General features: G+C 67.4%; 26 protein-coding genes. 20 read left to right on the plus strand and 6 right to left on the minus strand.

Annotated features, from left to right (window positions below; all coding sequences use genetic code 11):
* The first annotated feature begins 73 nt into the window (after window positions 1-73).
* Window positions 74-1,738: an amidohydrolase gene (locus AC1DER_RS16445; protein ID WP_477246019.1), complete on the plus strand. Its 1,665-nt coding sequence runs from the start codon at window positions 74-76 to the stop codon at window positions 1,736-1,738.
* A gap of 45 nt (window positions 1,739-1,783) precedes the next feature.
* Here AC1DER_RS16445 and miaB read toward each other — a convergent pair whose 3' ends face one another.
* The gene (gene miaB / locus AC1DER_RS16450) at window positions 1,784-3,208 is read right to left on the minus strand and encodes a tRNA (N6-isopentenyl adenosine(37)-C2)-methylthiotransferase MiaB (protein WP_477246021.1); all 1,425 of its coding nucleotides are present in this window, start codon (window positions 3,206-3,208) and stop codon (window positions 1,784-1,786) included.
* 342 nt (window positions 3,209-3,550) lie between these two features.
* Here miaB and AC1DER_RS16455 point away from each other — a divergent pair, with 342 nt between their 5' ends.
* From AC1DER_RS16455 to AC1DER_RS16485, 7 genes are all read left to right on the plus strand, one after another.
* Window positions 3,551-4,246 carry a lytic transglycosylase domain-containing protein gene (locus AC1DER_RS16455; RefSeq protein ID WP_477246023.1) on the plus strand — a complete coding sequence of 232 codons (696 nt, stop codon included), beginning with the start codon at window positions 3,551-3,553 and terminating at the stop codon, window positions 4,244-4,246.
* Window positions 4,247-4,413: 167 nt separating this feature from the next.
* Complete coding sequence (locus AC1DER_RS16460; protein WP_441815168.1) at window positions 4,414-5,373, plus strand: lytic transglycosylase domain-containing protein; 960 nt, start codon at window positions 4,414-4,416, stop codon at window positions 5,371-5,373.
* Between the two features lie 253 nt (window positions 5,374-5,626).
* Window positions 5,627-6,250, plus strand: a complete 624-nt coding sequence (petA, locus tag AC1DER_RS16465; RefSeq protein WP_441815167.1) for a ubiquinol-cytochrome c reductase iron-sulfur subunit — start codon at window positions 5,627-5,629, stop codon at window positions 6,248-6,250.
* Between the two features lie 3 nt (window positions 6,251-6,253).
* Entirely contained in the window at window positions 6,254-7,513 is a 1,260-nt protein-coding gene (locus tag AC1DER_RS16470; protein ID WP_477246028.1) for a cytochrome b, read from the plus strand.
* Window positions 7,506-8,291, plus strand: coding sequence for a cytochrome c1 (locus AC1DER_RS16475; protein WP_441815165.1), 786 nt, complete (start codon window positions 7,506-7,508; stop codon window positions 8,289-8,291). Before AC1DER_RS16470 ends, AC1DER_RS16475 begins: the two co-directional genes overlap by 8 nt.
* A gap of 149 nt (window positions 8,292-8,440) precedes the next feature.
* Window positions 8,441-9,076, plus strand: coding sequence for a glutathione S-transferase N-terminal domain-containing protein (locus AC1DER_RS16480; protein ID WP_477246031.1), 636 nt, complete (start codon window positions 8,441-8,443; stop codon window positions 9,074-9,076).
* Window positions 9,077-9,181: 105 nt separating this feature from the next.
* On the plus strand, window positions 9,182-9,685 hold the full coding sequence (locus AC1DER_RS16485; RefSeq protein WP_441815164.1) for a ClpXP protease specificity-enhancing factor: 504 nt from the start codon (window positions 9,182-9,184) through the stop codon (window positions 9,683-9,685).
* 55 nt (window positions 9,686-9,740) lie between these two features.
* Here the strand turns inward: AC1DER_RS16485 and AC1DER_RS16490 are convergent, their stop codons facing one another.
* Entirely contained in the window at window positions 9,741-10,064 is a 324-nt protein-coding gene (locus tag AC1DER_RS16490) for a DUF3301 domain-containing protein (RefSeq protein WP_441815163.1), read from the minus strand.
* Between the two features lie 106 nt (window positions 10,065-10,170).
* On the opposite strand from AC1DER_RS16490, the gene AC1DER_RS16495 reads away from it, so the two are divergent.
* Window positions 10,171-10,995: an FHA domain-containing protein gene (locus tag AC1DER_RS16495; RefSeq protein WP_477246034.1), complete on the plus strand. Its 825-nt coding sequence runs from the start codon at window positions 10,171-10,173 to the stop codon at window positions 10,993-10,995.
* Window positions 10,996-11,019: 24 nt separating this feature from the next.
* Here the strand turns inward: AC1DER_RS16495 and nadC are convergent, their stop codons facing one another.
* Window positions 11,020-11,889: a carboxylating nicotinate-nucleotide diphosphorylase gene (gene nadC, locus AC1DER_RS16500; RefSeq protein WP_477246036.1), complete on the minus strand. Its 870-nt coding sequence runs from the start codon at window positions 11,887-11,889 to the stop codon at window positions 11,020-11,022.
* Complete coding sequence (locus AC1DER_RS16505) at window positions 11,886-12,155, minus strand: Trm112 family protein (protein ID WP_441815160.1); 270 nt, start codon at window positions 12,153-12,155, stop codon at window positions 11,886-11,888. Before AC1DER_RS16505 ends, nadC begins: the two co-directional genes overlap by 4 nt.
* A gap of 63 nt (window positions 12,156-12,218) precedes the next feature.
* On the opposite strand from AC1DER_RS16505, the gene purE reads away from it, so the two are divergent.
* Both purE and AC1DER_RS16515 read left to right on the plus strand, forming a co-directional pair.
* Window positions 12,219-12,722, plus strand: coding sequence for a 5-(carboxyamino)imidazole ribonucleotide mutase (gene purE, locus AC1DER_RS16510; protein WP_477246038.1), 504 nt, complete (start codon window positions 12,219-12,221; stop codon window positions 12,720-12,722).
* Window positions 12,719-13,864, plus strand: a complete 1,146-nt coding sequence (locus tag AC1DER_RS16515) for a 5-(carboxyamino)imidazole ribonucleotide synthase (protein ID WP_477246040.1) — start codon at window positions 12,719-12,721, stop codon at window positions 13,862-13,864. Before purE ends, AC1DER_RS16515 begins: the two co-directional genes overlap by 4 nt.
* Window positions 13,865-13,948: 84 nt before the next feature.
* Here AC1DER_RS16515 and AC1DER_RS16520 read toward each other — a convergent pair whose 3' ends face one another.
* Complete coding sequence (locus AC1DER_RS16520) at window positions 13,949-14,527, minus strand: superoxide dismutase (protein WP_441815157.1); 579 nt, start codon at window positions 14,525-14,527, stop codon at window positions 13,949-13,951.
* Window positions 14,528-14,686: 159 nt separating this feature from the next.
* Here AC1DER_RS16520 and grxD point away from each other — a divergent pair, with 159 nt between their 5' ends.
* From grxD to ppnN, 5 genes are all read left to right on the plus strand, one after another.
* Complete coding sequence (gene grxD, locus AC1DER_RS16525; RefSeq protein ID WP_241920062.1) at window positions 14,687-15,007, plus strand: Grx4 family monothiol glutaredoxin; 321 nt, start codon at window positions 14,687-14,689, stop codon at window positions 15,005-15,007.
* On the plus strand, window positions 15,007-15,819 hold the full coding sequence (locus AC1DER_RS16530) for an SDR family NAD(P)-dependent oxidoreductase (protein WP_441815156.1): 813 nt from the start codon (window positions 15,007-15,009) through the stop codon (window positions 15,817-15,819). The genes grxD and AC1DER_RS16530 overlap by 1 nt, the downstream gene beginning before the upstream one ends.
* 23 nt (window positions 15,820-15,842) lie before the next feature.
* Window positions 15,843-16,439, plus strand: a complete 597-nt coding sequence (locus AC1DER_RS16535) for a YhgN family NAAT transporter (protein WP_386704543.1) — start codon at window positions 15,843-15,845, stop codon at window positions 16,437-16,439.
* A gap of 311 nt (window positions 16,440-16,750) precedes the next feature.
* Window positions 16,751-19,954, plus strand: coding sequence for a TonB-dependent receptor (locus tag AC1DER_RS16540; protein ID WP_477246043.1), 3,204 nt, complete (start codon window positions 16,751-16,753; stop codon window positions 19,952-19,954).
* A gap of 109 nt (window positions 19,955-20,063) precedes the next feature.
* Window positions 20,064-21,443 (plus strand): nucleotide 5'-monophosphate nucleosidase PpnN, encoded by a 1,380-nt coding sequence (ppnN, locus tag AC1DER_RS16545; RefSeq protein WP_477246045.1) that lies wholly within the window; start codon window positions 20,064-20,066, stop codon window positions 21,441-21,443.
* 61 nt (window positions 21,444-21,504) lie between these two features.
* On the opposite strand, the gene AC1DER_RS16550 is transcribed toward ppnN, so the two are convergent.
* A complete protein-coding gene (locus AC1DER_RS16550; RefSeq protein WP_441815153.1) occupies window positions 21,505-22,527 on the minus strand; it encodes a sensor histidine kinase in 1,023 nt (340 codons plus the stop codon).
* 189 nt (window positions 22,528-22,716) lie between these two features.
* Here AC1DER_RS16550 and AC1DER_RS16555 point away from each other — a divergent pair, with 189 nt between their 5' ends.
* The 4 genes from AC1DER_RS16555 to AC1DER_RS16570 are packed head-to-tail and all read left to right on the plus strand — an operon-like array spanning window position 22,717 to window position 25,387.
* Window positions 22,717-23,307, plus strand: a complete 591-nt coding sequence (locus tag AC1DER_RS16555) for a GspH/FimT family pseudopilin (protein WP_441815152.1) — start codon at window positions 22,717-22,719, stop codon at window positions 23,305-23,307.
* A 30-nt stretch (window positions 23,308-23,337) separates the two neighbouring features.
* Window positions 23,338-23,811 carry a type IV pilus modification protein PilV gene (gene pilV / locus AC1DER_RS16560; protein WP_477246049.1) on the plus strand — a complete coding sequence of 158 codons (474 nt, stop codon included), beginning with the start codon at window positions 23,338-23,340 and terminating at the stop codon, window positions 23,809-23,811.
* Entirely contained in the window at window positions 23,808-24,827 is a 1,020-nt protein-coding gene (locus AC1DER_RS16565; RefSeq protein ID WP_477246051.1) for a prepilin-type N-terminal cleavage/methylation domain-containing protein, read from the plus strand. The genes pilV and AC1DER_RS16565 overlap by 4 nt, the downstream gene beginning before the upstream one ends.
* Before the next feature lie 8 nt (window positions 24,828-24,835).
* Window positions 24,836-25,387, plus strand: coding sequence for a pilus assembly PilX family protein (locus tag AC1DER_RS16570; protein WP_441815149.1), 552 nt, complete (start codon window positions 24,836-24,838; stop codon window positions 25,385-25,387).
* Window positions 25,388-25,392: the final 5 nt, after the last annotated feature.

Consider the following 25,392-nt stretch of genomic DNA (forward strand, 5'->3'; position numbering starts at 1 on the left):
GCGTCATTGCGCAAAGTCCACTGGCTTCGATTGCCGGCTTGAACTGCCGGCTTCAATCGCCTGGGGAGGCGCAATGCACAAGCTCGCGATAGCTGTTTCCACCTTGTTGCTCGCACTGGCCGGTAGCGCCGCCGCGGCCGAGGTCACCGTACTCAGCGCGGCCAGGATCCACACGATGGACACCGGCCAGCCGCGCGTGCAGGCGCTGGCCTACGACGAGACCGGGCGCATCCTTGCCCTGGGCGACACCGCCGCGCTGCTCAAGCGCTACCCGAAGGCCAAGCGCGTCGATGCCGGCGAGTCGACCGTCATCCCCGGCCTCATCGACGCGCACGGGCATGTATCGGGCCTCGGCCTGACGATGCTCACCGCCGACCTGGTCGATTCGACCAGCAAGGACGAGGTGATCCAGCGCCTGCGCGGGTTCGCCGCGAAGTTGCCGGCCGATGCCTGGTTGATCGGACGCGGCTGGGACCAGAACGACTGGCCGGAAACGCACTTCCCGACCGCCGCCGACCTCGACGCCGCCTTCCCCGACCGCCCGGTCTGGCTCGAACGCATCGACGGCCATGCCGGCTGGGCCAACAGCGCGGCGATGCGCGCGGTCAAGCGCGACCTCGCTGGCAGCTGGCAGCCCGATGGCGGCCGCATCGATCGCGACGCTGCCGGCAAGCCGACCGGAATCTTCATCGACGGCGCCATGCCGCTGGTGGATGGTGCGCGGCCGCCGCTCGACGAAGCAACGGCCGAGCGCGCGCTGGCACTGGGAATGCAGTCGGCCGTGGAGCACGGCCTGACCGGCGTCCACGACGCCGGCGTGAGCCTGGCCGAATTGAACCTCTATCGGCGCCTGGCCGACCGCAACGAGATGCCGTTGCGGATCACCGCCATGGCGGCCGGCGACGGTGACGCCCTGGCCGAATTGTGCCGCGACGGCCTGTACCGGCACCCGTCGGGCCGCCTGCAGATGCGCACGGTCAAGCTCTACGCCGACGGCGCGCTGGGCAGCCGCGGCGCGGCGATGCTGCAGGACTACAGCGACGAGCACGGCAATCGCGGCCTGCTGCTGACATCGCCCGAGGCGCTGGCGGCGGCGGTGGCCAAGGCCAAGCGCTGCGGCGTGCAGGTGGCGACGCATGCCATCGGCGACCGCGGCAACCATGAGGTACTCGAAGCCTATGCACGCGCACTGGGCGCCGACGCCGCCGGCGATCACCGCTGGCGCATCGAGCACGCCCAGGTGCTGACGCCGCAGGACCTGCCGCGCCTGGCGCAGCTGCATGTCATCGCCTCCATGCAGCCGACCCACGCCACCAGCGACATGCCCTGGGCGCAGGACCGCATCGGCCCGCAGCGCATCATCGGCGCGTATGCCTGGCGCCAGTTGCGCGACAGCGGCGCACGCCTTGCGCTGGGATCGGACTTCCCGGTGGAATCGGTCGACCCGCGCTTCGGGTTGTATGCGGCCACGACCCGCGCCGACGCCCACGGCCTGCCGGTGGGTGGGTGGTTCCCGCAGGAGAAGCTGACCGCATTCGAGGCGCTGCGCGGTTTCACCCTCGACGCGGCCTATGCCGGTTTCGCCGAGAATGAAGTGGGCAGCCTGGTCGTCGGCAAGCGCGCCGATTTCGTCGTGCTGAAGGAAGACCCGCTGGCGATTGCGCCTGCGCGGCTGCGCGAGCTGACCGTCGTGGCGACCTACGTCGACGGCCGCGCGGTGTACACAGCCGGGAAGTAGGGGAGATGTCCCAACCCTCTCCCGCGCCGCGGGAGAGGCGCTCGATTACGCGGCGTCCTGCTCGCCGGCCGTGGCCACGCGTCCACGCAGCGAGTTGCTCAGCGCTTCGGTGATCAGCACGTCGACGAACTGCCCGACCAGGCGCGGATGGCCGGCAAAGTTCACCGAGCGCATGTTCTCGGTCTTGCCGGTCAGCTCGTTCGGATCCCTCTTCGACGGGCCTTCCACCAGCACGCTCTGCACGCTGCCGACCATGGCCTGGCCGATCGCGCGGGCGTTGTCGTTGATCGCCGCCTGCAGGCGCGACAGGCGCGCGTGCTTCTCCTCGCCGGAGACGTTGTCCTCCAGGTCGGCCGCGGGCGTGCCGGGACGGCGCGAGTAGATGAAGGAGAACGACTGGTCGAAGCCGACGTCCTCGATCAGCTTCATCGTCTTGTCGAAGTCGGCCTCCGATTCGCCCGGGAAGCCGACGATGAAGTCCGACGACACCGAGATGTCCGGACGCACCGCGCGCAGCTTGCGGATCTTCTGCTTGAACTCCAGCGCGGTGTAGCCGCGCTTCATCGCCGACAGGATGCGGTCGCTGCCGGCCTGTACCGGCAGGTGCAGGTAGTTGGCGAGCTTGGGCACGTCGCGGTAGGCCTCGATCAGCGAGTCGGAGAACTCCAGCGGATGCGAGGTGGTGAAGCGGATGCGGCCGATGCCTTCGATCTCGGCGATGGTGCGGATCAGCAGGCCCAGGTCGGCGACCTCGCCGTCCCCGCCATCCTCGGCCGGGGCAATGGGACCGCGGTAGGCATTGACGTTCTGGCCGAGCAGGTTGATCTCGCGCACGCCCTGCGAGGCCAGGTCGGCGACTTCGACCAGCACGTCCTCGAACGGCCGGCTGATCTCCTCGCCGCGGGTGTAGGGCACCACGCAGAACGAGCAGTACTTCGAGCAGCCTTCCATGATCGACACGAACGCGCTCGGGCCGTCGGCGCGCGGTTCGGGCAGGCGGTCGAACTTCTCGATCTCGGGGAAGCTGATGTCGACCTGCGGCAGGCCGGTGGCGCGCTTGGCGGCGATCAGTTCCGGCAGCCGATGCAAGGTCTGCGGGCCGAACACCAGGTCGACGTAGGGCGCGCGCTTGACGATCGCTTCGCCTTCCTGCGATGCCACGCAGCCGCCGACGCCGATCACCACCGGGCGGCCGCCCTGCTTGAGCGCCTTCCAGCGGCCGAGCTGGCTGAAGACCTTCTCCTGCGCCTTCTCGCGGATCGAGCAGGTGTTGATCAGGATCACGTCGGCTTCTTCGACCTTGTCGGTCAGCTCCATGCCGTCGCTGGCAGCGAGCACGTCGGCCATCTTGGCCGAGTCGTACTCGTTCATCTGGCAACCGTGGGTCTGGATGAAGAGCTTCCTGGCGCCGGTCGGGGCGGCGGCAGCGGGGGCGGCGGGGGCAACAGGGGTGGCAGCGGTGTCGGTCATGGTCTCGATCCGGGGAGGGCGGCGGTTATTCCGCGCCGGAGGGGGCGTCATTCTACCCGCGCCGGCGCCAGGGGCGGGCCGGGTCGGGCGGCCGATCGCGTTGGATCAGGGGAAGGGCAGGGCGCGAGGTGCGCCGCCGGGGTCGAGGGAATGTCCGTGAAGGCAGGTGCGTGGTGGTTGGGGGCCGTATGCCTGCTGGCATTGTCGCCGGCGGTGGCCGCCGGTCCCGAGCGCTGCGAGCGCGGGGGCGACCCTGCCGCGAGCGCCTCAGCGGCCGTCTCCACGCCGCCGTGCCCTGGGGCCGCGACCGCCGCCCCGCTGGGCCGGGTGAGCCAGCCGTCGATGCCGTCCCGGGTCGGAGAATCGGCGCTGCTGCTGCCCACGGTCGCGCGGGAACTGCAGGAACCGCAGGTCGCAAGCATCGATACGGCGGCAACGCCTGACCAAATGCCGATGCGGGTAGCGCAAGGCGAGGTCTACCGGTACACCAGTGGCGGCGACGTTATTTACAGCAGCGGCCGTCCGGCCAGGCGCGCGGGCATCGGCGCGGTCAGCCTGGTGCGCTACACCTACATGGAAACCTGCTACGCCTGCGACCTGCAGCCGGGCATCGACTTCGGCACGGTCAGCCTCAACACCGATGCCTACCGGCGCGAGATCGCCTCGGCCGCGCGCGATTTCGGCGTCGACGAGTCGGTGGTGCGGGCGGTCATCCATGCCGAATCGGCCTACAACCCGCGCGCGCTGTCGCGGGTCGGGGCGCAGGGTCTGATGCAGTTGATGCCGGACACGGCGCGGCGCTTCGGCGTCGCCAACGTCTTCGATATCGGGCAGAACATCCGCGGAGGCGTGCAGTACCTGGCGTGGTTGCTCAAGCGTTTCAACGGCAACCTGACGCTGGCCGCGGCCGGCTACAACGCCGGCGAAGGTGCGGTCGATCGCTACCGGGGCGTCCCGCCCTACAGCGAAACCCAGCGCTACGTCGAACGGGTGGCGGTCCTGGCCGACCGCTACCGCAACGCCAGGGCAGCGCCCTGAGCGTGGCCATGACAGGGGCCCAACGGGCGATGCCGGGGGTGGGGCTCCGGCGTCGCCCGCCATGGGAAAAGGGGGCAGCGGGCGCGACGCGGCATGGGTCACGTTTCGCTTCAGTCAGTACGATCAAGCACTTGTAGCGGTAGGGGAGACAGGACACACTCGCGGCCATGAGGGGGGGCTCACTGCTACTGGGGATTGCCTGTTTGCTGGCTGCGGCGCCGTCCGTGGCCGGTGCCCTGTACCGTTGCGATCTGGCCGACGGCAGTCGCAGCTACGTCAGCAAGAAGCCGCCCAACGCGCGCTGCATCGTGATCAGCCAGTCGCACGGGGGCAGTCGACCCGCCGCCGCGCCGGCCAAGGCGCCGGTCGCCATCGGCAACGCAACCCCGGTCAACGCCGTCGCCGGTTCGCCCGTCGCGGTCCACGCGCAGGCGCCTGCCGCGCCGGTCTCGGTGCCTGCCTCGTTGCAGGTGGCCAGCACCGCCAGTCCGCCGCCCGCCGTTGCTTCCTACGCCAGCACAGCGGCCGCCAGCACGGCGCCGCGGGTAGTGCGTGGCCAGGTGTACTCGTACATCCAGGATGGCGTCCGCCACTACACCAGCCAGGCGCCGCGAGGCGTGGCCAACGCCGGCGCCGTGCGCACCATCCGCTACAGCTACATCGAGACCTGCTATGCCTGCGGCGTCCGGCCGGGCGTGAACTTCGGCACGGTCCGGCTCAACACCGACGCCTACCGCAATGAAATCGCCATGGCCGCCCGCCAGCACGGGGTCGACGAGGCGATCGTGCGCGCGATCATCCATGCCGAGTCGGCCTACAACCCCAATGCGCTGTCGCGGGTCGGGGCGCAGGGTCTGATGCAGCTGATGCCGGCCACGGCGCGACGCTTCGGCGTCAGCAACGCGTTCGACGCCGGCCAGAACATCCAGGGCGGCGTGCAGTACCTGGCCTGGCTGCTCAAGCGCTTCAACAACAACCTGGCCCTGGCCGCGGCCGGCTACAACGCCGGCGAGGGCGCCGTCGACAAGTACAAGGGCGTGCCGCCCTACAGCGAAACCCAGCGCTACGTCGTACGCGTGGCCCAGCTGGCCGAGCGCTACCGCGGCGCGGGCACCGTCGTGCGCTGATCGCGCGGGCCAACCCGCCGCCGGGCCCACGGGCCTGACCACGACTGGCCCGCTGCCAGCCCGCGACCGGCCCGCAAAACCAGTGATTCCAGAGCCGCCAGGCGCCTGACGGGCCCCAGCAGGCGGTTTACGCAACATCGGCGGATTGTCGGGCCATTCACCGTTCCGTTACACTTCCCCGTCTTTTGTGCCGCGAGCCGTCGCCAGTGGCTGGCTACGCGGTGTAACTTCGAACAGCTTTGCGGAGTGCCGGATGGCCAACCAAGGGGTCCATGATCCTGTCAACCAGGGCCGCCGTCGGTTCCTGACCGCGACCACTGCCGTGGTCGGTGCGGTCGGGGCCGGTTTTGTGGCGGTGCCGTTCATCAAGTCCTGGAATCCCAGTGCCCGAGCCAAGCTCGCCGGCGCTCCGATTTCCGCGGACATCAGCGCCCTTGAGGAAGGCCAGCGCATGATCCTGGAATGGCGCGGTCAGCCGATCTGGATCGTCAAGCGCTCCAAGGCCATCCTTGATGCGCTGCCGACCCTGGACTCGCGCCTGCGCGATCCCAAGTCGGACAACAAGGACCAGCAGCCGGCCTACATCACCGGTGAGCTGCGCTCGATCAAGCCGGAGATCTCCGTGCTGGTCGGCCTGTGCACGCACCTGGGCTGCTCGCCGGAAATGAAGGCCGAGATCCGCCCCGAGCCGTTCGATGACGACTGGAAGGGCGGTTACTTCTGCCCGTGCCACAAGTCGCGCTTCGACATGGCCGGTCGCGTGTTCCAGGGCGTCCCGGCGCCGACCAACCTGGTCGTGCCGCCGCATCATTACGAAGGCGACACCACGATCATCATCGGCGTCGATCCGTCGTCCGGCAGCAAGGGAGCGGCGTAAGTCATGTCGAACATCATTACCCGCACCGCCCTGGGCGCCTGGGATTGGGTCAACGCGCGCGCGCCCGGCATGATGCCGGCGTACCGCAAGCACATGACCGAGTACTACGCGCCGAAGAACTTCAACTTCTGGTACTACATGGGGTCGCTGGCACTGCTCGTGCTGGTCAACCAGATCGTCACCGGCATCTTCCTGACGATGCACTTCAAGCCGGCAGCGGCTGAAGCGTTCTCGTCGGTCGAATACATCATGCGTGACGTGGAGTGGGGCTGGCTGATCCGCTACATGCACTCCACCGGCGCGTCGATGTTCTTCATCGTCGTGTACCTGCACATGTTCCGCGGCCTGATGTACGGCTCGTACCAGAAGCCGCGCGAGCTGGTGTGGATCCTGGGCATGCTGATCTACCTGGTGCTGATGGCCGAAGCCTTCATGGGCTACGTGCTGCCGTGGGGCCAGATGTCGTTCTGGGGCGCCAAGGTGATCATCTCGCTGTTCGGGGCGATCCCGGTAGTCGGCAACGGCCTGACCGAGTGGATCATGGGCGACTACCTGCCCGGCGACGCCACCCTCAACCGATTCTTCGCCCTGCACGTGATCGCGCTGCCGCTGGTGCTGCTGCTGCTGGTCGTGCTGCACCTGGGTGCGCTGCACGAGGTCGGTTCCAACAACCCCGACGGCGTCGAGATCAAGAAGGGCCCGAAGGGCAACCGCTGGGATTCGACCAAGCCGCTGGACGGCATCCCGTTCCACCCGTACTACACGGTCAAGGACCTGTTCGGCGTCAGCTTCTTCCTGATCATCTGCGCGTTCGTCATCTTCTTCGCGCCGGCCTTCGGTGGCTGGTTCCTGGAGCATGACAACTTCACCGAGGCCAACCGCCTGGTGACGCCGGAGCACATCAAGCCGGTCTGGTACTACACCCCGTACTACGCGATGTTGCGCGTCATCCCGCACAAGCTCAGCGGCGTGATCGTGATGTTTGCCGCGATCGCGGTGCTGTTCCTGGTGCCGTGGCTGGACAAGTCGCCGGTGAAGTCGCACCGCTACCGCGGCATCCTGACCAAGGTCATGCTCGGCATGCTCGCCATCTGCTTCCTGTGGCTGGGCAAGATCGGCGCCGGCCCGGGTACCGACCCGGTCGAGACGATCATCGGCCGCGTGCTGACCTTCCTGTACTTCGTCTTCTTCATCACGATGCCGCTGTGGACCAAGTTCGACAAGACCAAGCCGGTGCCGGAACGGGTGACGATGCATGACTAACCAGACCGACGTCCGCCAGCCCTTCCAGAAGACGCACATCGTGAAGAAGCTCGCCACCTTTGCCGCCGGCCTGTTGGTTTCGGTCACCGCCTTCGCGTCCGAAGGCGGCCACCTGCTGCAGTCGGGCACCGACCTGGGCGACCAGGCGTCGCTGCAGCGCGGCGCCAAGCTGTACATGAACTACTGCTCGGGCTGCCACTCGCTCAAGTACCTGCGTTACTCGCGCATGGCCGAAGACCTCGGCCTGAGCGAGGACGACGTCATGGCCAACCTGAACTTCACCGGCGCCAAGGTCGGTGAGCAGATCCAGGTCAGCCTGACGCCGGAACACGCCAGCCAGTGGTTCGGCAAGATGCCGCCGGACCTGAGCCTGATCGCCCGCGTGCGCGGCACCGACTGGATCTACACGTACCTGAAGTCGTTCTACCTGGACGAGGCGCGTCCGCTGGGCTGGAACAACCAGCTGTTCCCGAACGCCTCGATGCCGAACCCGCTGTGGGAGCTGCAGGGCCTGCAGCACGCCGAGTTCGGTGAAGCCGACAAGAAGACGGGCGACCGTCCGGTGCACGGTCTGAAAGTGACCACGCCCGGCAAGCTCGACGAGAAGGGCTTCAACCAGGCGGTCCGCGACATCACCACTTTCCTCGAGTACGCCGGCGAACCGGCCGCCCTCAAGCGCCAGAGCATGGGCGTGTGGGTGATCCTGTTCCTGGCGATGTTCACCATCATTGCCTACCTGCTCAAGCTCGAGTACTGGCGAGACGTGGACAAGCACTGATCGCTGCTGTATCCCTTGGAGCCCGCCCAGCAATGCGCGGGCTCCTTGGTTGATGCGGCGGGCTGCGCGATCGAGGCCGTGACGACCGTCCACACGGGGTGGATGGCGTCTTGCCACTGGCGGATTCCAGTGGCTGGGAGAGGTCGATAATGGCGGCGAGTCCACGTATGCGTAATGCCCTGACGCTGTTTTCCTCCACCGATTGCGTGCTGTGCCATCGCGTGCGCCTGGTGCTTGCGGCCAAAGGCGTCACCTACGATCTGGTCCCGGTCGACCCGCAGAACCCGCCCGAAGATCTCGTCGATCTCAACCCCTACCACTCGGTGCCGACCCTGGTCGAGCGCGACCTGGTGCTCTATGCCGCCAGCGTGGTCAGCGAGTACCTCGACGAACGCTATCCGCACCCGCCGCTGATGCCGGTCGACCCGCTTTCGCGGGCGCGCCTGCGCCTGGCGATGCTGCGCCTGGAACACGACTGGGTGCCGCAGGTGCAGGCCATCCAGCTGGGCACCAAGGCCCAGGCCGAAGCCGGCCGCAAGCGCCTGAAAGAGCTGCTGACCGCCTCGGTGCCGCTGTTCAAGGCGAGCAAGTTCTTCCTCAATCCCGAGATGAGCCTGGCCGACTGCGCGATGGCGCCGATCATCTGGCGGCTCGACGCGCTGGGCGTGCCGATGCCGAAGGACGGCAAGGCGATCGAGGACTACGGCAACCGCATCTTCCGCAACCCCGGCTTCACCCGCAGCCTGACCGAGCAGGAACGCAAGCTGCGCGAAATGCCGGCCTGAGCCGCGGCCGGTCCTTTGAAAAGACGGGCGGGCCTGCTGGGCCCGCTTCGTATTTGGGCCTCCGGTTTCCACCTGCCCACGACATGACGGCGCTAAACTGCGCACATGAGTCAGGAAAGTCCCCCGATGACCAGTCACCGCCCCTATCTGCTGCGGGCGTTGTACGAATGGATCGCCGATAACGGCATGACCCCGCACCTGCTGGTCGATGCGGCGCGGCCGGCCGTGCAGGTGCCGGTGCATGCGGTGAAGGATGGCAAGATCGTGCTCAACATCGCCGAGCGCGCGGTCTCCCATCTGGAAATGGGCAACGACGCCATCCGCTTCAGCGCCCGCTTCGGCGGCGTCAGCTATCCGGTGAGCGTGCCGGTGCAGGCGGTGCTGGCGATCTACGCGCGCGAGACCGGGCAGGGCATGGCGCTGCCCGACGACGTGCATGCGGCCGGCGACGATGGCGACCTCGACAGCGACATGGAAAACAACGAAGAGGGCGTGACCACGACCCTCAGCGCGGTGCCCAGCAATCCGTCGCCCGAAGGCGACGACGATGGCCCGCAATCGCCGACGCCGTCGCCGCGCCGCGGCGGGCACCTTCGCATCGTCAAGTAACGCAGGCCGCCATCCCCGCGAACGCGGGGAGATCCAAGGACGTCGCGCTGGCCTTTCAGTGCAACTGCGCCGGCGCCCGCGTCACCGGCCCGCTGAACGCAATCAGCCGATCCCCGCGCAGCACCATCCGGCCCACGTGCCGGTCCTCGCCATCGATCGAATAGTCGAAGCGGAAGGTGCGTTCCCAGCCCAGCCAGCCACTGTCCTGGCGGCACAGGCGGATGCCGGTGGCGTGCACGCTCTGGTCCAGCCACTGCACCCCGGCGGCCTTGCAGGCGTCACGACCGACCGCTTCGGCGCGCTCGGCGGCGGCGCGGCCGGCACTCCAGAATGCGAACACCATCGCAGCGGCAATCATCAGAAACAGTAAAGTCGGCATGCAATTGGGGACCGCGGATGATGGGAAATCCAGGTCCTAAATGTGGCGGCGCGCCGCGCCGGCCGCAAGGGGTACGGGACATTGCTGACAGGGGAGCAGGTCCACGATGAAACTCGTCTTTCCGGGTGGCGAACACCCGCAGGTACTGCTGGGCCACGGCATCAACCGCGTCGGCTCCGATCCGCACTCCACCATCGTCATCGACCGCCCCGGCGTGCTGCCGCAGCATTGCCTGCTGCATGTCACCGCACAGGGCGTGATGCTGGATGTTCCGCCCGGCACCGCGGTCAGCGTCAACGGCCGCAACGTGGCCGGGCTGATCACGCTGCGCCCGGGTGACAGCGTCGGTTTCGACCAGGTCCAGGCCAAGCTCGCCGCACTGGGCCCGGCCCCGGTGGTCGGTCGCCAGCCCCCGTCAGCCGGCCCGGATCTGATCCCGGCCAACGACGACCCGGGCGTGACCGCGGTGCGACCGGTGGTGCCGCGCTTCTTCCTGCGCGGCATCTCGGCCGAAGTGTCGGGGCGGAGCGAACCGCTGGTGGGCGTGATTACCGTGGGCCGCAGCAGCGAAAGCACCCTGCGCTTCGACTCGCCGGGGGTGTCGCGCAACCATGCCCGGCTGATGCCCACCGACAGCGGACTGCAGGTCGAAGACCTGGGTTCGAGCAACGGCAGCTTCATCAACGGCAAGCGCGTCCTGCGTGGCGAGGCCAAGGTTGGCGACGAGATCGCCTTCGACACGGTGCGCTTCCGGCTGGCGGCCACGGCCAAGGCCGAGCCCGTGCAGGTCGTTGCCGCGCCGCGGCCTGCGCCGGGCAGACGGCCGCTGTGGCCGCGGCTGCTGGCGATCGTGCTGCTGGCCATGGTGCTCGTGGGCGCGGCGGCGGCTGTCGCCTTCGTGCTGTCGGGTCAGCGCCTGCCGGCTTTCTGAGCAGGCGCCCGGGGCGTCGCCGCCTCAACCCGGCGGCGGGCCCAGCTTGAGCGACAGGTCGATCGCGCGGACGTGCTTGGTCAGTCCGCCGATGGAAATGCAGTCGACGCCGTCTTCGGCGATCGCGCGCAACGTCTGCATGTCGACGCCGCCGGAGACCTCGAGCGGAATGCGCCGGTCGAACGGCGGGTTCGACGCGATGCGGACGGCCTGGCGCCGGGTATCGGCATCGAAGTCGTCGATCAGGATGCGATCGCAACCTTCGCGCAGGGCTTCTTCCAGCTGCGCGATCGTCTCCACCTCGACGATCAGCGGCAGTTGCGGGTGCATCGCCCGGGCGGCGCGGATGGCCGCGGTGAGCGAACCGGCCGCGCGCACGTGGTTTTCCTTGAGCATCACCGCGTCATGCAGGCCGATGCGGTGGTTGACGCCGCCACCGACTCGGACGGCGTACTTCTGCGCCAGGCGCAGGCCGGGGATGGTCTTGCGGGTATCGAGGATTTTCGCGCCGGTACCCTGGACGGCATCGACATAAGCCGCGGTGGTGGTCGCCGTGCCAGACAGCGTCTGCAGGAAATTCAGCGAGGTGCGCTCGGCACTGACCAGTGCCCGCGAGCGGCCCTGCAGGATCGCCAGCACCGTGCCCTTGGCGACGCGATCGCCTTCGGCCACGTGCCAGTCGATGCGCACCTGCGGATCGAGCGCGCGATGGCAGGCATCGAACCAGGGCCGGCCGCACACCACGGCGTCTTCCTTGCACAGCAGGTAGGCGCTGTCGGCGGTATCGGGCAGCAGGGCGGCGGTGACGTCGCCACTGCCAAGGTCCTCGGCCAGTGCGCGGGCGACGTCGTCCTCCACGGCCTCGGCCGGCGGCGGGGCGAAGGGCGCGGTCATGCGCCGGGGAAAGCGTCGACCTGGGCGGTGGCGATGGCCTCTTCGGCCAGCAGCACCGGGATGCCATCGTCGATGCGATAGGCGATCTTGCGGTCGCGGGTGATCAGGGCTTCCTTCACCGCAGCGGCCTGGGCGCTGCCGTCGCCGCGGACGATGCCACCGGCCTGGATCGCGTCGTTCAGGGCCTGCAGGCCGCGGCCGTCCAGCAATTGCAGGGGCTGGCGGGTGGTCGGGCAGACAAGGAGGTCGAGCAGCTTGCGATCCATACGGTGTGGTGCCGGGGGAACGGAACAGGGCGTTAGAATACGTCTTTGCACAAGGGCAGGACCATGCCAGTAGACCAAGTAGCGCCGCTTGTCGGCATCGTGATGGGCTCGCGCTCCGACTGGGAGACGATGCAGCACGCCGCCGCCAAGCTCGAGGCGCTGGGCGTCCCGCATGAGATCCGCGTGGTCTCGGCGCACCGCACCCCCGACGTCCTGTTCGACTACGCCGCCACTGCGCAGTCGCGCGGATTGCGCGCGATCATTGCCGGCGCCGGCGGCGCCGCCCACCTGCCGGGCATGCTCGCCGCCAAGACCGCCGTGCCGGTGCTGGGCGTGCCGGTGCAGAGCAAGGCGCTCAACGGCATGGACTCGCTGCTGTCGATCGTGCAGATGCCGGCCGGCATCCCGGTCGCGACCTTCGCCATCGGCAATGCCGGCGCCGCCAACGCCGCGCTGTTCGCTGCCGCGATGCTGGCCGCCGAACATCCGGTGATCGCCGCGGCGCTCGACACCTTCCGCACGCGCCAGACCGACGACGTGCTCGCCAACGACGATCCGCGGAAATGACCACGGTCGGCATCCTCGGCGGCGGGCAACTGGCCCGCATGCTCGCGCTTTCCGGTGCGCCGCTCGGCCTGCGCTTCCTGGTGATGGACAACGTCGCCGACGCCTGCGCCGGGCAGTTCGCGCCGATGGTCGTGGGTGACTACCGCGACGAATCCACGCTGGCCGAATTCGCTTCGCGCGTCGACGTGGCCACGTTCGATTTCGAGAACGTCCCGGCCGAATCGGCGCAATGGCTCAGCGAACGCGTGCAGGTATTCCCGAACCCGCGCGCGCTGGCAACGGCGCAGGACCGGCTGGCCGAGAAGACCCTGTTCGAGGAGCTGGGCATCCCGGTGCCGCCGTTCGCCGCGATCGACACGCGCGAACAGCTCGACGCCGCGATCGCGAAGATCGGCGCGCCCTGCATCCTCAAGACCCGCCGCCTGGGCTACGACGGCAAGGGCCAGTTCCGCATCAAGACGCCGGCCGATGCCGATGCCGCCTGGGACACCCTGGGCGCGCAGGCGAGCAACGTCGGCCTGATCCTGGAAGGCTTCGTCCATTTCGAGCGCGAGCTGTCGGTGGTGGCGGTACGCGGCCGCGACGGCGAATTCCGCACCTGGCCGCTGACCGAGAACTGGCACGTCGACGGCGTGCTGTCGGCCAGCCTGGCCCCGGCGCGCGTCGATACCGCGCTGGCCGAAGTCGCCTACGAACATGCGCGAAAGCTGGCCCAGGCACTGGACTACGTGGGCGTGTTCGCACTGGAACTGTTCTGCCGCGACGGCAAGCTGCTGGCCAACGAACTCGCCCCGCGCGTGCACAACTCCGGTCACTGGACGATCGAGGGAAGCGAAACCTCGCAGTTCCAGAACCATCTGCGCGCGGTGCTCGGCCTGCCGCTGGGCGACACGCGCATGGTTGGCGTGGCCTGCATGCTCAACTGGATCGGCGAGATGCCGTCGCCGACGCCGGTGCTGGCCGAGCCGGGTGGTCACTGGCACGACTACGGCAAGTCGTCGCGCGCCGGTCGCAAGGTCGGTCACGCGACGGTGCGTGCCGACTCCTCGCAGGCGCTGGCGACGTCGCTGCAGCGCATAGGCGAAGGGCTGGGCCGACAGGCGCAGGTCGATCCGGTGATCGCGGCGCTGGCGCGCTCGTAACGCCGCCATCGGCACGAAACGCAAACGGCCGGGTTTCCCCGGCCGTTTGTTTCTGGAGCGCTCTGTCGCTTGCTTCAGGTTCGCTTACTTCAGGTTCGCGGCCACGAAGTCCCAGTTGACCAGGTTCCAGAACGACTCGACGTACTTCGGGCGGGCGTTGCGGTAATCGATGTAGTAGGCGTGCTCCCACACATCGCAGGTCAGCAGCGGGGTGTCGTCGCCGGTCAGCGGGGTGGCGGCGTTGGAGGTGCTGACCAGGGCCAGCGAACCGTCCGGACGCTGCACCAGCCAGCCCCAGCCCGAACCGAACGTGCCGACCGTGACCTTGGTGAACTCTTCCTTGAACTTGGCGAAGTCGCCGAAGGCCTTGGTGATGAGCTCCGCCAGCTTGCCGCCGGGCTCGCCGCCGCCGTTGGGGGACAGGCAGTTCCAGTAGAAGGTGTGGTTCCAGATCTGCGCGGCGTTGTTGAACATGCCGCCCTGCGACTTGCGGATGATGTCCTCGAGCGCCATGCCGGCGAACTCGGTCCCCTCGATCATCTTGTTGAGGTTGTCGACGTAGGTCTTGTGATGCTTGCCGTAGTGGAAGTCGATGGTTTCGCCGGAGATGTGCGGTTCGAGCGCGGTGCGGTCGTAGGGCAGGGCGGGCAGTTCGATGGCCATTGCGGGCTCCAGAGGGCTGGCTAAGGGGAGGGCCGGGGGCGCGATCCGGGGTGCCGGAGCGTCCGCGGCTCGGGAAGGCTTACAATTACCCATTCTATCCCCACGCTTCGTTGCCGTGCCGTCAAAGGTTCGCAACGCACCATCGCAGGAGTTGCACCCATGTCCGTTATGGAGCGGATCCAGGCTGAAGTCGAAAGCCATCCGATCGTCCTTTTCATGAAGGGGACGGCGCAGTTCCCGATGTGCGGCTTCTCCAGCCGCGCGGTGCAGGCGCTCAAGGCGGCAGGTGCGAACGAGCTGCACACCGTCAACGTGCTCGAGGATCCCGAGATCCGCGCCAACCTGCCGCGCTACTCGAACTGGCCGACATTCCCGCAACTGTTCATCCACGGCGAACTGATCGGCGGCTGCGACATCACCATGGAGCTGTTCGAGTCCGGTGAGCTGGCGCGCATGATCAGCGAGACCCACAGCCAGTGATGGCAGCGGTGGAACCCGCGCAGGATGCCCGCGCGCTGGAAGGCCGCGCTCTCGAAGGACGTGTCGTTCTGGTGACCGGCGCCCATGGCGGCCTCGGCCAGGCCGCTGCGCTGGCGTGCACGCGCGCCGGGGCGACCGTCATCCTGCTCGGGCGCAAGCTGCCGAAGTTGAACCGCGTTTACGACGCGCTGGCCCAGGCAGGGCCGGAGCCGCTGCTGTACCCGCTCGACCTGGAAGGCGCGTCGCCTGACGACTACGCCGAGTTGGCGCAACGCCTGGAAAGCGAAGTCGGCCACCTCGACGGCGTGCTGCATTGCGCCGCCGAGTTCGCCGGCCTCACGCCGCTCGCGCAGACCGACCCGGCCGTCTTCGCCCGCGCCATCCACGTCAACCTCACCGCGCCGTGGTGGCTGACCCAGGCCTGCCTGCCGCTGCTGGGCAAGGCGCGCGATGCGGCCGTGGTTTTCGTCCTCGACGATCCGGCGCTCACCAGCAAGGCGTACTGGGGCGGCTATGGCATTGCCAAGCAGGGCGTTGCCGCCCTGGTCGGGATGCTCCATGGCGAACTGGCCAACAGCAACGTGCGCGTGGCCGGGCTGCAGCCGGGTCCGATGCGCACGCCGTTGCGCGCGAAGGCCTATGTCGAAGGCGATGACCGTTCCGCCGCCGATCCGTCGGCGTATGCCGCCGCCTGCGTCACCCTGTTGTCCGAGGCCGGGGCGGCGCATCGCGGCCAGATCTGGAATCCGCCCGCGCCTTCGGCGTTGAGCCTGCCCGTTCTTCCGACCCTTCCAAGCCAGCCGGGCCACTGACGCCTGCCGATGACGCCACGCCCATGACGATTGCCTCGGCGGCCCTGCTGCTGTTCCTGATCCTGGACCCGCTCGGCAACGTGCCGGTGTTCCTGAGCCTGCTGCGCGGCCTGCCGCCCAGGCGCCAGCGGATCGTGCTCGCGCGCGAACTGCTGATCGCCCTGGCGGTGCTGATGATGTTCCTGTGGGGCGGCAAGTACGCCCTGGAACTGATGCACCTGCGCCAGGAATCGGTGTCCATTGCCGGCGGCATCGTCCTGTTCCTGATCGGCATCCGCATGATCTTCCCGCCGCCGGAAGGGCTGATGGGCGAGATCCCAGATGGCGAGCCTTTCATCGTGCCAATGGCCATCCCGCTGGTGGCCGGCCCCTCGGGCATGGCCGCGGTGATGCTGATGGGCAGCAACGAGCCCACCCGCCTGGGCGAGTGGAGCCTGGCCCTGCTGATTGCCTGGGGCGCGACCGCGGCGATCCTCTTCAGCGCCACCTTGCTCTACAAGCTGATGGGCATCCGCGCGCTGACCGCCATCGAACGCCTGATGGGCATGCTGCTGGTGGCCATTTCGGTGCAGATGTTCCTGGACGGCCTGGGCACCTACCTGCAGATCGCCCCGCCGTAAGCGCCGCGGCCGGGTCCGGGGCCATTGTTCCCCGGAGCCCGCCCATTGCCCCGCGGTCACTGCCGCCGGGCCTGCACCGCCAAGGCTACCGGCCTCCAGGGACGGCTTTGCCGCCCATGGCGAATCTTGACCGTCGTCACGTCTCTGTCACAAGACGCACATAGCCTGTTAAACTACTGTTAACACAGTGGTAGGGGCCCGCACCCCACAGGGGCCGGGGCAGCCGCAAATCCGAATTTCGACCAGGCGCGGACAGGTTCCGCGCTGGTCGCGTCGTTTTTTCCATTCGAACCATGTATGAGGCCATCGCAATGACCCATCCGAACCGCGTCCGTATGTCCAAGCTCACGCTTGGCCTGCTGGCTGTCCTCGCTACTTCCACTGTGTTCGCCCAGGCCACCTCGGCCGGTATCGGCGGTCGCGTTGTCGCTGCTGACGGCCAGCCCGTCGCCGGCGCCGAAGTCGTCATCACCCACACCGAGTCGGGCACGGTCAGCCGCGCCGTCACCGGTGCCGACGGTCGCTACAACGCCCGCGGTCTGCGCGTCGGCGGCCCGTACACCGTCACCATCAACAAGGCCGGCGCAGGCAGCACCAGCCAGGACGGCGTGTTCCTGAACCTCGACAAGGTCAACCAGGTCGACCTGTCGCTGAACAACGAAGTCACCACGCTGGAATCGGTGCAGGCGATCTCGTACGGCGGTTCGGAAGTTTTCAGCGCCAACAAGATGGGCGCCGGCTCGCAGATCACCCGCGAGCAGATCGAGTCGATGCCGAGCATCAACCGCAACCTGCAGGACTTCGCCCGCCTCGACCCGCGCGTCGTGCAGAGCGACAAGGCCCGCAACGAGATCACGGTCGGCGGCCAGAACCCGCGCTACAACGTGATCCGCGTCGATGGCATCAGCGGCGCCGACTCGTTCGGCCTGCAGGGCAACGGCCTGCCGACCCCGCGCCAGCCGTTCTCGATGGACACCATCGATGAGATCTCGGTCGACGTCGCCAACTACGACGTCACCATCTCCGGCGGCACCGGTGGCGTGATCAACGCGGTCACCAAGTCCGGCACCAACGAGTTCCACGGTTCGGTCTACGGCATCTACCGCGACAACGACTGGTCCGGCAAGAACCAGAACGACGTCCGTCCGAAGCTGTTCGACAACGAGCAGACCTACGGCATGACCTTCGGTGGTCCGCTGATCAAGGACAAGCTGTTCTTCTTCGCCAACTACGAGAACTACACCGGCAAGGACCTGTTCACCGGCAACTCCGGTTTCGGTCCGGTCGGCTCGGGCGAGAGCAACATCGTCGGCATCACCCAGGCGCAGATCGATGAAGTCATCGCGCTGTCGCGGGCCAAGGGCTTCGATCCGGGCACGCTGGCCAAGCCCTCGCTCGACACCGAGAGCGAAGAGTACGGCCTGAAGATCGACTGGAACATCACCGACGCCCACCGCGCCAGCTTCCGCTACGGCAAGACCGAGCAGAGCACGCCGTTCCTGCAGGGCTTCAACGCCTCGTCGCTGGCCCTGAACACGTACCACTACGTGCAGGACTTCAGCCTCGAGACCTACAGCGCGCAGCTGTTCAGCGACTGGACCGACGTGTTCTCGACCGAAGCCAAGGTGTCGTACCGCGACTACTCGGCCGTGCGTAACCCGCTGGCCGACCTGCCGGCGATCGCCGTGCGCATCGGCAGCAACACGCTGAACTTCGGCACCGAAGAGAACACCCACGCCAACGTCCTCGAGACGCAGACCTGGAATGCGTTCTTCGCCGGCAACCTGTTCCTGGGCGACCACACCGTCAAGTTCGGCGTCGACTACGAGTCCAACGAGGTCTACAACCTCTTTGGCCGTCGCGTGAACGGTGTCTACACCTTCAACAGCATCGCCGCCTACGCCGCCAACCAGTCCAGCCGCTATCAGCTGTTCTACCCGCAGGGCGGCGACCTGGACGCAATGGCAGCCGTCTTCACCCAGCGCAACGTTGGCGTGTTCGTGCAGGACAGCTGGGCGGTCAACAGCAACCTGACCCTGACCTACGGCCTGCGTTACGACGGCTCGATCGTCGATGACGCGCCGAAGTTCAACGCCGCCGCCTCGGCGCTGTTCGGCGTGCGCAACGACAACACCATCGACGGCACCGACCTGTGGTCGCCGCGCTTTGGCTTCAACTACACCATCGACAGCGAGCGCCCGAGCCAGGTGCGTGGTGGTCTTGGTCTGTTCAAGGGCGCAGCGGCCACGGTGTGGCTGGCCAACCCGTACGCCAACAACGGCGTGACCTACACCGACTACTTCGATGCCAACGGCACCACCTCGTTCTCGCCGGACCCGAATGGCCAGCTGGCCATCGCCCAGGCCGGTGGCACCCCGGGCCAGCAGTCGGTCGACTTCATCGATTCCGACCTGGCGCAGCCGTCGGTGTGGAAGTCCAACATCGCGTTCGACACCGAGCTGCCGTGGTGGGGCGTTGTTGCCTCGACCGAGCTGGTGCTGACCTCGGTCAAGGACGGTATCTACTACCAGCAGCTCAACCTGGGTAACGTCGGTGCGATCGGCCAGGATGGCCGCGCGATCTACTGGAACCAGCAGGGTCGCAATCCGCTCAACTGGGATCGCAACGGCGTTTCCAGCGGCGGCGCGCTCGCACGCGGCAACCGTTCGGCTGCGCAGAATGGCTTCAACGACGCCATCATCGCCAAGCAGACCAACAAGGGCGAAAGCCAGCAGCTGACCCTGTCGTTGAACAAGCCGTTCAACGATGGCGACTGGGCCTGGGCGCTGTCGTACACCTACACCAACGCCAACGAAGTCAGCCCGCTGACCAGCTCGACCTCGAGCTCGCAGCTGGGCAACACCTCGGTCTTCCAGGCCAACGAGGAAGTCTCGGCAACCTCGAGCTACGAGATCAAGGACCGCTTCCTGGCCACGGCCAGCTGGAAGCACGCGTTCTTCGGCGACAACAACACCATCGTGTCGATGGTGTATGAAGGCCGCTCGGGTCGTCCGTACAGCTACAACTTCGACAATGACGTGAACGGTGACGGTCGCCTCAACGACCTGCTGTACATCCCGACCGCTCCGGGCGACGTGATCGTCGGCCGCGGCGCGACGAAGGCTGCCGAAGAAGCGGCTTTCTGGGATTACATCTACAACAACGAGTACCTCAACTCGCACCGTGGCCAGGTCGCCGAGCGCAACGCTGCCACCGGCGAGTGGGTCAACCAGTTCGACCTGCACGTCGCCCAGGAATTCCCGGGCTTCATGAAGGGCCACAAGGCCGAGCTGTCGTTCGACATCCTCAACTTTGGCAACTTGCTCAACAAGGATTGGGGCCGCATCGAGGAAGCTGCGTTCCCGGCGATGCGTGGCGTGGTCGAGTACGGCGGCATCGATCCGGCGACCGGCAAGTACGTCTACCGCTTCAACACCCCGGACAACCTGACGATCTATGACGACAAGGGCGTTTCGCGCTGGGCCGCCCAGGTCAGCGTCCGCTACCAGTTCTGATCGGCAGCAATGCCTGTTTGACGAAAACGGCCGGGTTTCCCGGCCGTTTTCTTTTGTGGGGGGGCAGGCTAGAGTCGTACCGGTAAACAAGACGAAAGAAGAGATAGCAATGAGCGCCACCATTGAAACCACCCTCCCCACCGTCAACGCCCGCATCTACCCCAAAGGCGGCCTGGACGTCCTCTCGCGTGACGAGGTCGCGCGCCTGCGCGACGTGTCCACCGGCATGCACGACCTGCTGCGCCGCTGCGCGCTGGCGGTGCTGACCAGCGGCAGCGCTTCCGACGATCCGCGCGCCGCGCGCGAGCTGTACCCCGAATTCGACATCCAGGTGCACCAGCAGGACCGCGGCGTACGCATCGACCTGACCCATGCGCCGGCGATGGCCTTCGTCGACGGCGAGATCATCCGCGGCGTCGCCGAGCTGTTGTTCGCCGTAGTCCGCGACCTGGCCTATACCGTGATGGAACTGGGCCCGGACTCCAACCAGGACCTGGAATCCTCCTCGGGCATCACCGACTCGGTGTTCGGCCTGCTGCGCAACGCGCGCATCCTGCATCCCACCGAGCCCAACCTGGTGGTCTGCTGGGGCGGCCACTCGATCTCGCGCGACGAGTACGTCTACACCAAGCAGGTAGGTTACGAGCTGGGCCTGCGCGGACTCGACATCTGCACCGGCTGCGGCCCGGGTGCGATGAAGGGCCCGATGAAGGGCGCGACCATCGCCCACGCCAAGCAGCGCCGCAGCCGCACGCGCTACATCGGCATCACCGAGCCGGGCATCATCGCCGCCGAATCGCCGAACCCGATCGTCAACCACCTGGTGATCATGCCGGACATCGAAAAGCGCCTTGAGGCGTTCGTCCGTCTCGGCCACGGCATCATCGTGTTCCCCGGTGGCGTCGGCACGGCCGAGGAGATCCTGTACCTGCTCGGCATCCTGCTGCGCGAAGAGAACGCGCACCTGCCGTTCCCGCTGATCTTCACCGGCCCGACCGCGTCGGCGCCGTACTTCGAGCAGATCGACAAGTTCATCCGCCTGACCCTGGGCGAAGACGCGACCAAGCGTTACGAGATCATCGTCGGCGACCCCGACAAGGTCGCCAAGCGCATGACGGCGGGCATCCGCAAGGTCCGCGAGCACCGCATCGCGCAGAAGGACTCGTTCTTCTTCAACTGGTCGGTGGATATCCCGCTGGCGTTCCAGCGTCCGTTTGTGCCCACGCACGAGGCGATGGCTTCGCTCGACCTGCACCACGGCCGCAAGCCGCACGAACTGGCCGCCGATCTGCGCCGCGCGTTCTCTGGCATCGTCGCCGGCAACGTCAAGGAAGACGGCATGCGCCGGATCGAGGCGCACGGCCCGTTCGAGATCCACGGCGACGCCGACATGATGCAGTCGCTCGATTCGCTGCTGCGCGCCTTCGTCGAGCAGCGCCGCATGAAGATCGCCGGCGAGTACAAGCCCTGCTATCGCGTAGTCGCCTGATCGCTTGAAGCCTCTCTCCCGCTCGCGGGAGGGGGGCTGGGGCGAGGGCAGGGCGCCGCAGCTACCCCGGCGACACCGGCAAGCGCACCGTCGCGATGAACCGCTTGCCTTCCTGCTGCGTGATCACGCTGCCGCGACCGCCGGTCAGCGCCTCGATCCGCACCTGCGAGGCATTGAGGCCGACGTGATGGCCGGGGTTGTGGCCACCGGTGGGCGCCAATGGATTGATGATGCGCACGATCACCGTATCGGGCGTGGTGGTGACGGCGATCTCGATCTGGCCGCCATCCGGGCGACGCTCGATGCCGTGGCGGATCGCGTTTTCGACCAGCGGCTGGATCGACAGCGCCGGCACTGTGACTGCCGGGATCTCGCGCGGCAGTTGCCAGTCGACCTGCAGCCGCTCGCCGAAACGCAGTTGCTCGATCTCCAGGTAACGACGCGCCAGCGCCAGTTCGTCCTCGAGCGAGATGTCGCGCGGGCCGGCCAGCGCGGCGCGGAACAGATCGGCCAGGTCGAGCAGCAGGCGCTCGACTTCCTCCGGCTTGCGGTGCACGAGCGCCGCGCCGGTGTTGAGTGTGTTGAAGAGGAAGTGCGGTCGGATGCGTGCCTGCAGGGCTTCCAGTTGAGCCTGCTTGGCCTGGACGGCCAGCTGCCGCGCCCGCCAGTGGTTCTGGAATGCGGCCAGCCCGAGCAGGCCCATGGCCAGGGCCATGCCGGTAAGGCGCAGGAACAGCGATTGCCAGTCGTCGCGCTCCAGCGTCCACAGGTCGCGCAGCAACAGCCACGTCAGTGACCCGACCAGCCAGGTGCTCAACAACAGCACGCAAAGCGCGACATAGGCCACGCTCTGCGGTTTCAGGCGCACCAGCGGACGCCGCACCAGATACAGCATGGCCAGGCTGAGCAGCAGCACCCACTGCACCAGGATCGAGGTCAGTCCGAAATACACCCAGCGGTCCTGGCTGATCCCGGGCGCAAGCGCCAGGATGATCGAGACACCTTCGCCGGCGACCAGTGCCCAGATGATGGTGGGCGCCTGCCAAAGAGTGTCCAGCGGATGGCTGGGTGCCGGTGAGGTCATGTCCTGTTGGCGATTCGGGCCCGAGCGACATCATGCCCTGTCGCTTCGCCCGTGGCTGCCCCTGTCGTCCATTCCTGACAGCTCGCTGCCCGCCGCTCATTCTGTCCCGCGCTCCGCTAATCGGTTGTCGCTGGCGCTCCCGGCGGGCGGTCCCTATGGTTGGCAGGCAAGTTTCCCGGGGAGGGGACAATGCCGTTTAGCCGTCAACACACCCGGCGCTCTCAGTACAGCGCCAGGAACCAGGAACGTGGATTCACCTTGGTCGAACTTGCCATCACCCTGGCGGTGCTGGCGGTGCTGATGTCGGTGGCCATTCCCGGTTTTCGCCTGGTCCAGAACTCAAGCCGGCTCAGTGCTGCCGCCAACGAGCTCGTGGGTTCGCTGCAGTCGGCGCGCATGGAAGCCATCCGCCGCAACGGCCGGGTGGTGATCTGCAGCTCCGCCGACGGCGCCACCTGCAGTGGCGTGGGCACCTCGCAGGGTTGGGTGGTGTTTGCCGACGCCGACGCCGACTCCAGCGTCGATTCGGGCGAGGAGATCATCCTGGCCACCGCCGTGCCGACGCCGCTGACCATCAAGGCCAGCAGCGCCGTGACCGAGGGCATCGTGATGTTCCGCTCCGACGGCATGGCCCGCAACAAGGGCGGTCAGCTGCTGACCGGGCAGATCCGCATCTGCATGGCTGCCACCGTGCCCGCCGACAACGTCCGCAATGTCGCCATCGGCGCCGGCGGCCGGGTCCGGGTCGAGCGCGACAGCACTGCCGGCGTGTGCAACTGAGCCCGACAAGACGAACTACTGGAATCTCCCATGAATCATTCGCAACGGCGCCAACCATCCGCCCCCCGCGCCTCGCAGCGCGGCATGAGCCTGCTTGAGGTGCTGATCGCAGTGCTGGTCCTGGCCATCGGCCTGCTGGGCGTGGCTGCGCTGCAGGCGACCGCGCTGCGCAACAGCCAGAGCTCGCTGGAACGCAACCAGGCCGTGATCGCCAGCTACACGATCCTCGATGCCATGCGGGCCAACGTCGTCAGCGCGCGCGCTGGCAACTACGCGCTGGCGCGCACCTGCACGGTGCCAACCGCCGCCGGTACCCCACCGGACCTGTTGCGCGATGCCGACCAGCAGGACTGGATCCGCGACATGCAGGCAGTGATGGGCGACAGCGCGTGCGGGACGGTCGAATTCGCCAGTGGTGTCTACACGATCACGGTGGAATGGGACGACTCGCGTGGTTCCGGTGGCAGCAGCGCGCAGACGCTGAAGACGATGGTGCAGATATGAGCAACTCCATGGTCCGGACCGGCCACTCCCTGCGCGGCGTTCGCGGCGTCACTCTCGTCGAGCTGATGGTCGCGATGCTGATCGGCCTGCTGGTCACGGTCGGCGCGGTCGGCATCTTCATGACCAACCGCAAGAGCTACGCGGCCACCGAAAGCCTGGGTCGCGTCCAGGAAGGCGCGCGCATGGCATTCGAGCTGATGGCTCGCGACATCCGCGACGCCGACGGCACCCCCTGCGCCCAGCCCGGGCCGGCCGTCGCCGGTCAGGCGCCGATGCTGCCGATGGCGAACGTCGTCGTCGGCACCGCCTGGTGGAAGAACTGGGGCGATGGCCTGGTGGGCTACGAAAACGGTGGACTGACCAATACCGTGGCCGGCACGGATGCGATCGAACTGCATTCGGCCAGCGATGACGTGATCTCGGTCAACACCTACGCATCCAACACATTCACGCTGACCCGGGCCCCGACCGATTTCGTCGCCGACGACGTGGTGGTGGCCTGCGACAACACCCAGGCGGCGATATTCCGCATCGGCGCCCCGTCGGGCAACGACATCACGGTCTCGGCCAACAGCACCAAGAATTGCAGCCAGAACCTCGGCGTCGGTCCCAGCTGCGGCGCGTTCGGCTATGCCTACGCCACCGCCGACAAGCCGGCGATGGTCGCCAAGCTCAATGCGGTGCGCTGGTACGTGAAAGCCAACGGTCGCGGCGGCAATTCGCTGTACCGCAGCGTGCTTGACCAGGAGTCCGAGATCCTGGAGGGCGTCTCGACGCCAGCCTCCGGTGCCGGCGGTCTGCAGCTTACGTATCTGGTGGAAGGCGCAAACGCCTACGTCACCTCCACTACCGTGACCGCCGCCAGCAACTGGAAGCGGGTCAAGGCCGTTCGCGTCGAGCTGGAGTTCGAAGGCCAGCAGGACCGCGACTCCGATGCCATCAAGGCAGGTACCGACGGCAAGGGCCTGCGCCGGTCCATCCGCCATGTCGTTTCTCTCCGGAACCGAACCTCATGACTTCCCGCATGCGCCGCCCCGTACCCTCCATGGCCTCGCAGCGCGGCATTGCGCTGCTGGTGGTGTTGATCCTGTTGCTGATCATGACGCTGCTGGGACTGGCGAGCCTGCGCGGCACGCTGCTCGGCGAACGCATGAGCGGCAACCTGTTCGACCGCAGCCTGGCCTTCCAGTCCGCCGAGTCCGCGCTGCGCCAGGGCGAGGCGGTCGCGGCCGGCCTGACCTCGATACCCACGGCCACCGATTGCAGCAATCCCGGTGGCGTCTGCGGCCGGCCGGTCAACGGTGCCGATCGCTCCCTCGCCGACGACGGCTGGGTGACGGCCGCGAAGATCGGCACGGGAACACAGAACGACCTCGCCGTCGGCACCGCGAGTGACCTGCAATACCTGGTCGAGTACCTCGGGGAATTTCCCAATTGGTACAACTGCGACAAGGTGACCAGCGGTGCTGGTGAGGTGCAGCCCGGTTGCATGGGCCATCGTTACCGCATCAGCGCACGTTACAAGGCCGATGGACGCTCGCAGGTTCTCCTGCAGTCCATCTACCGCCGTTACTGAGGCCT

This window comes from Lysobacter sp. 05T417 (assembly GCF_056396405.1).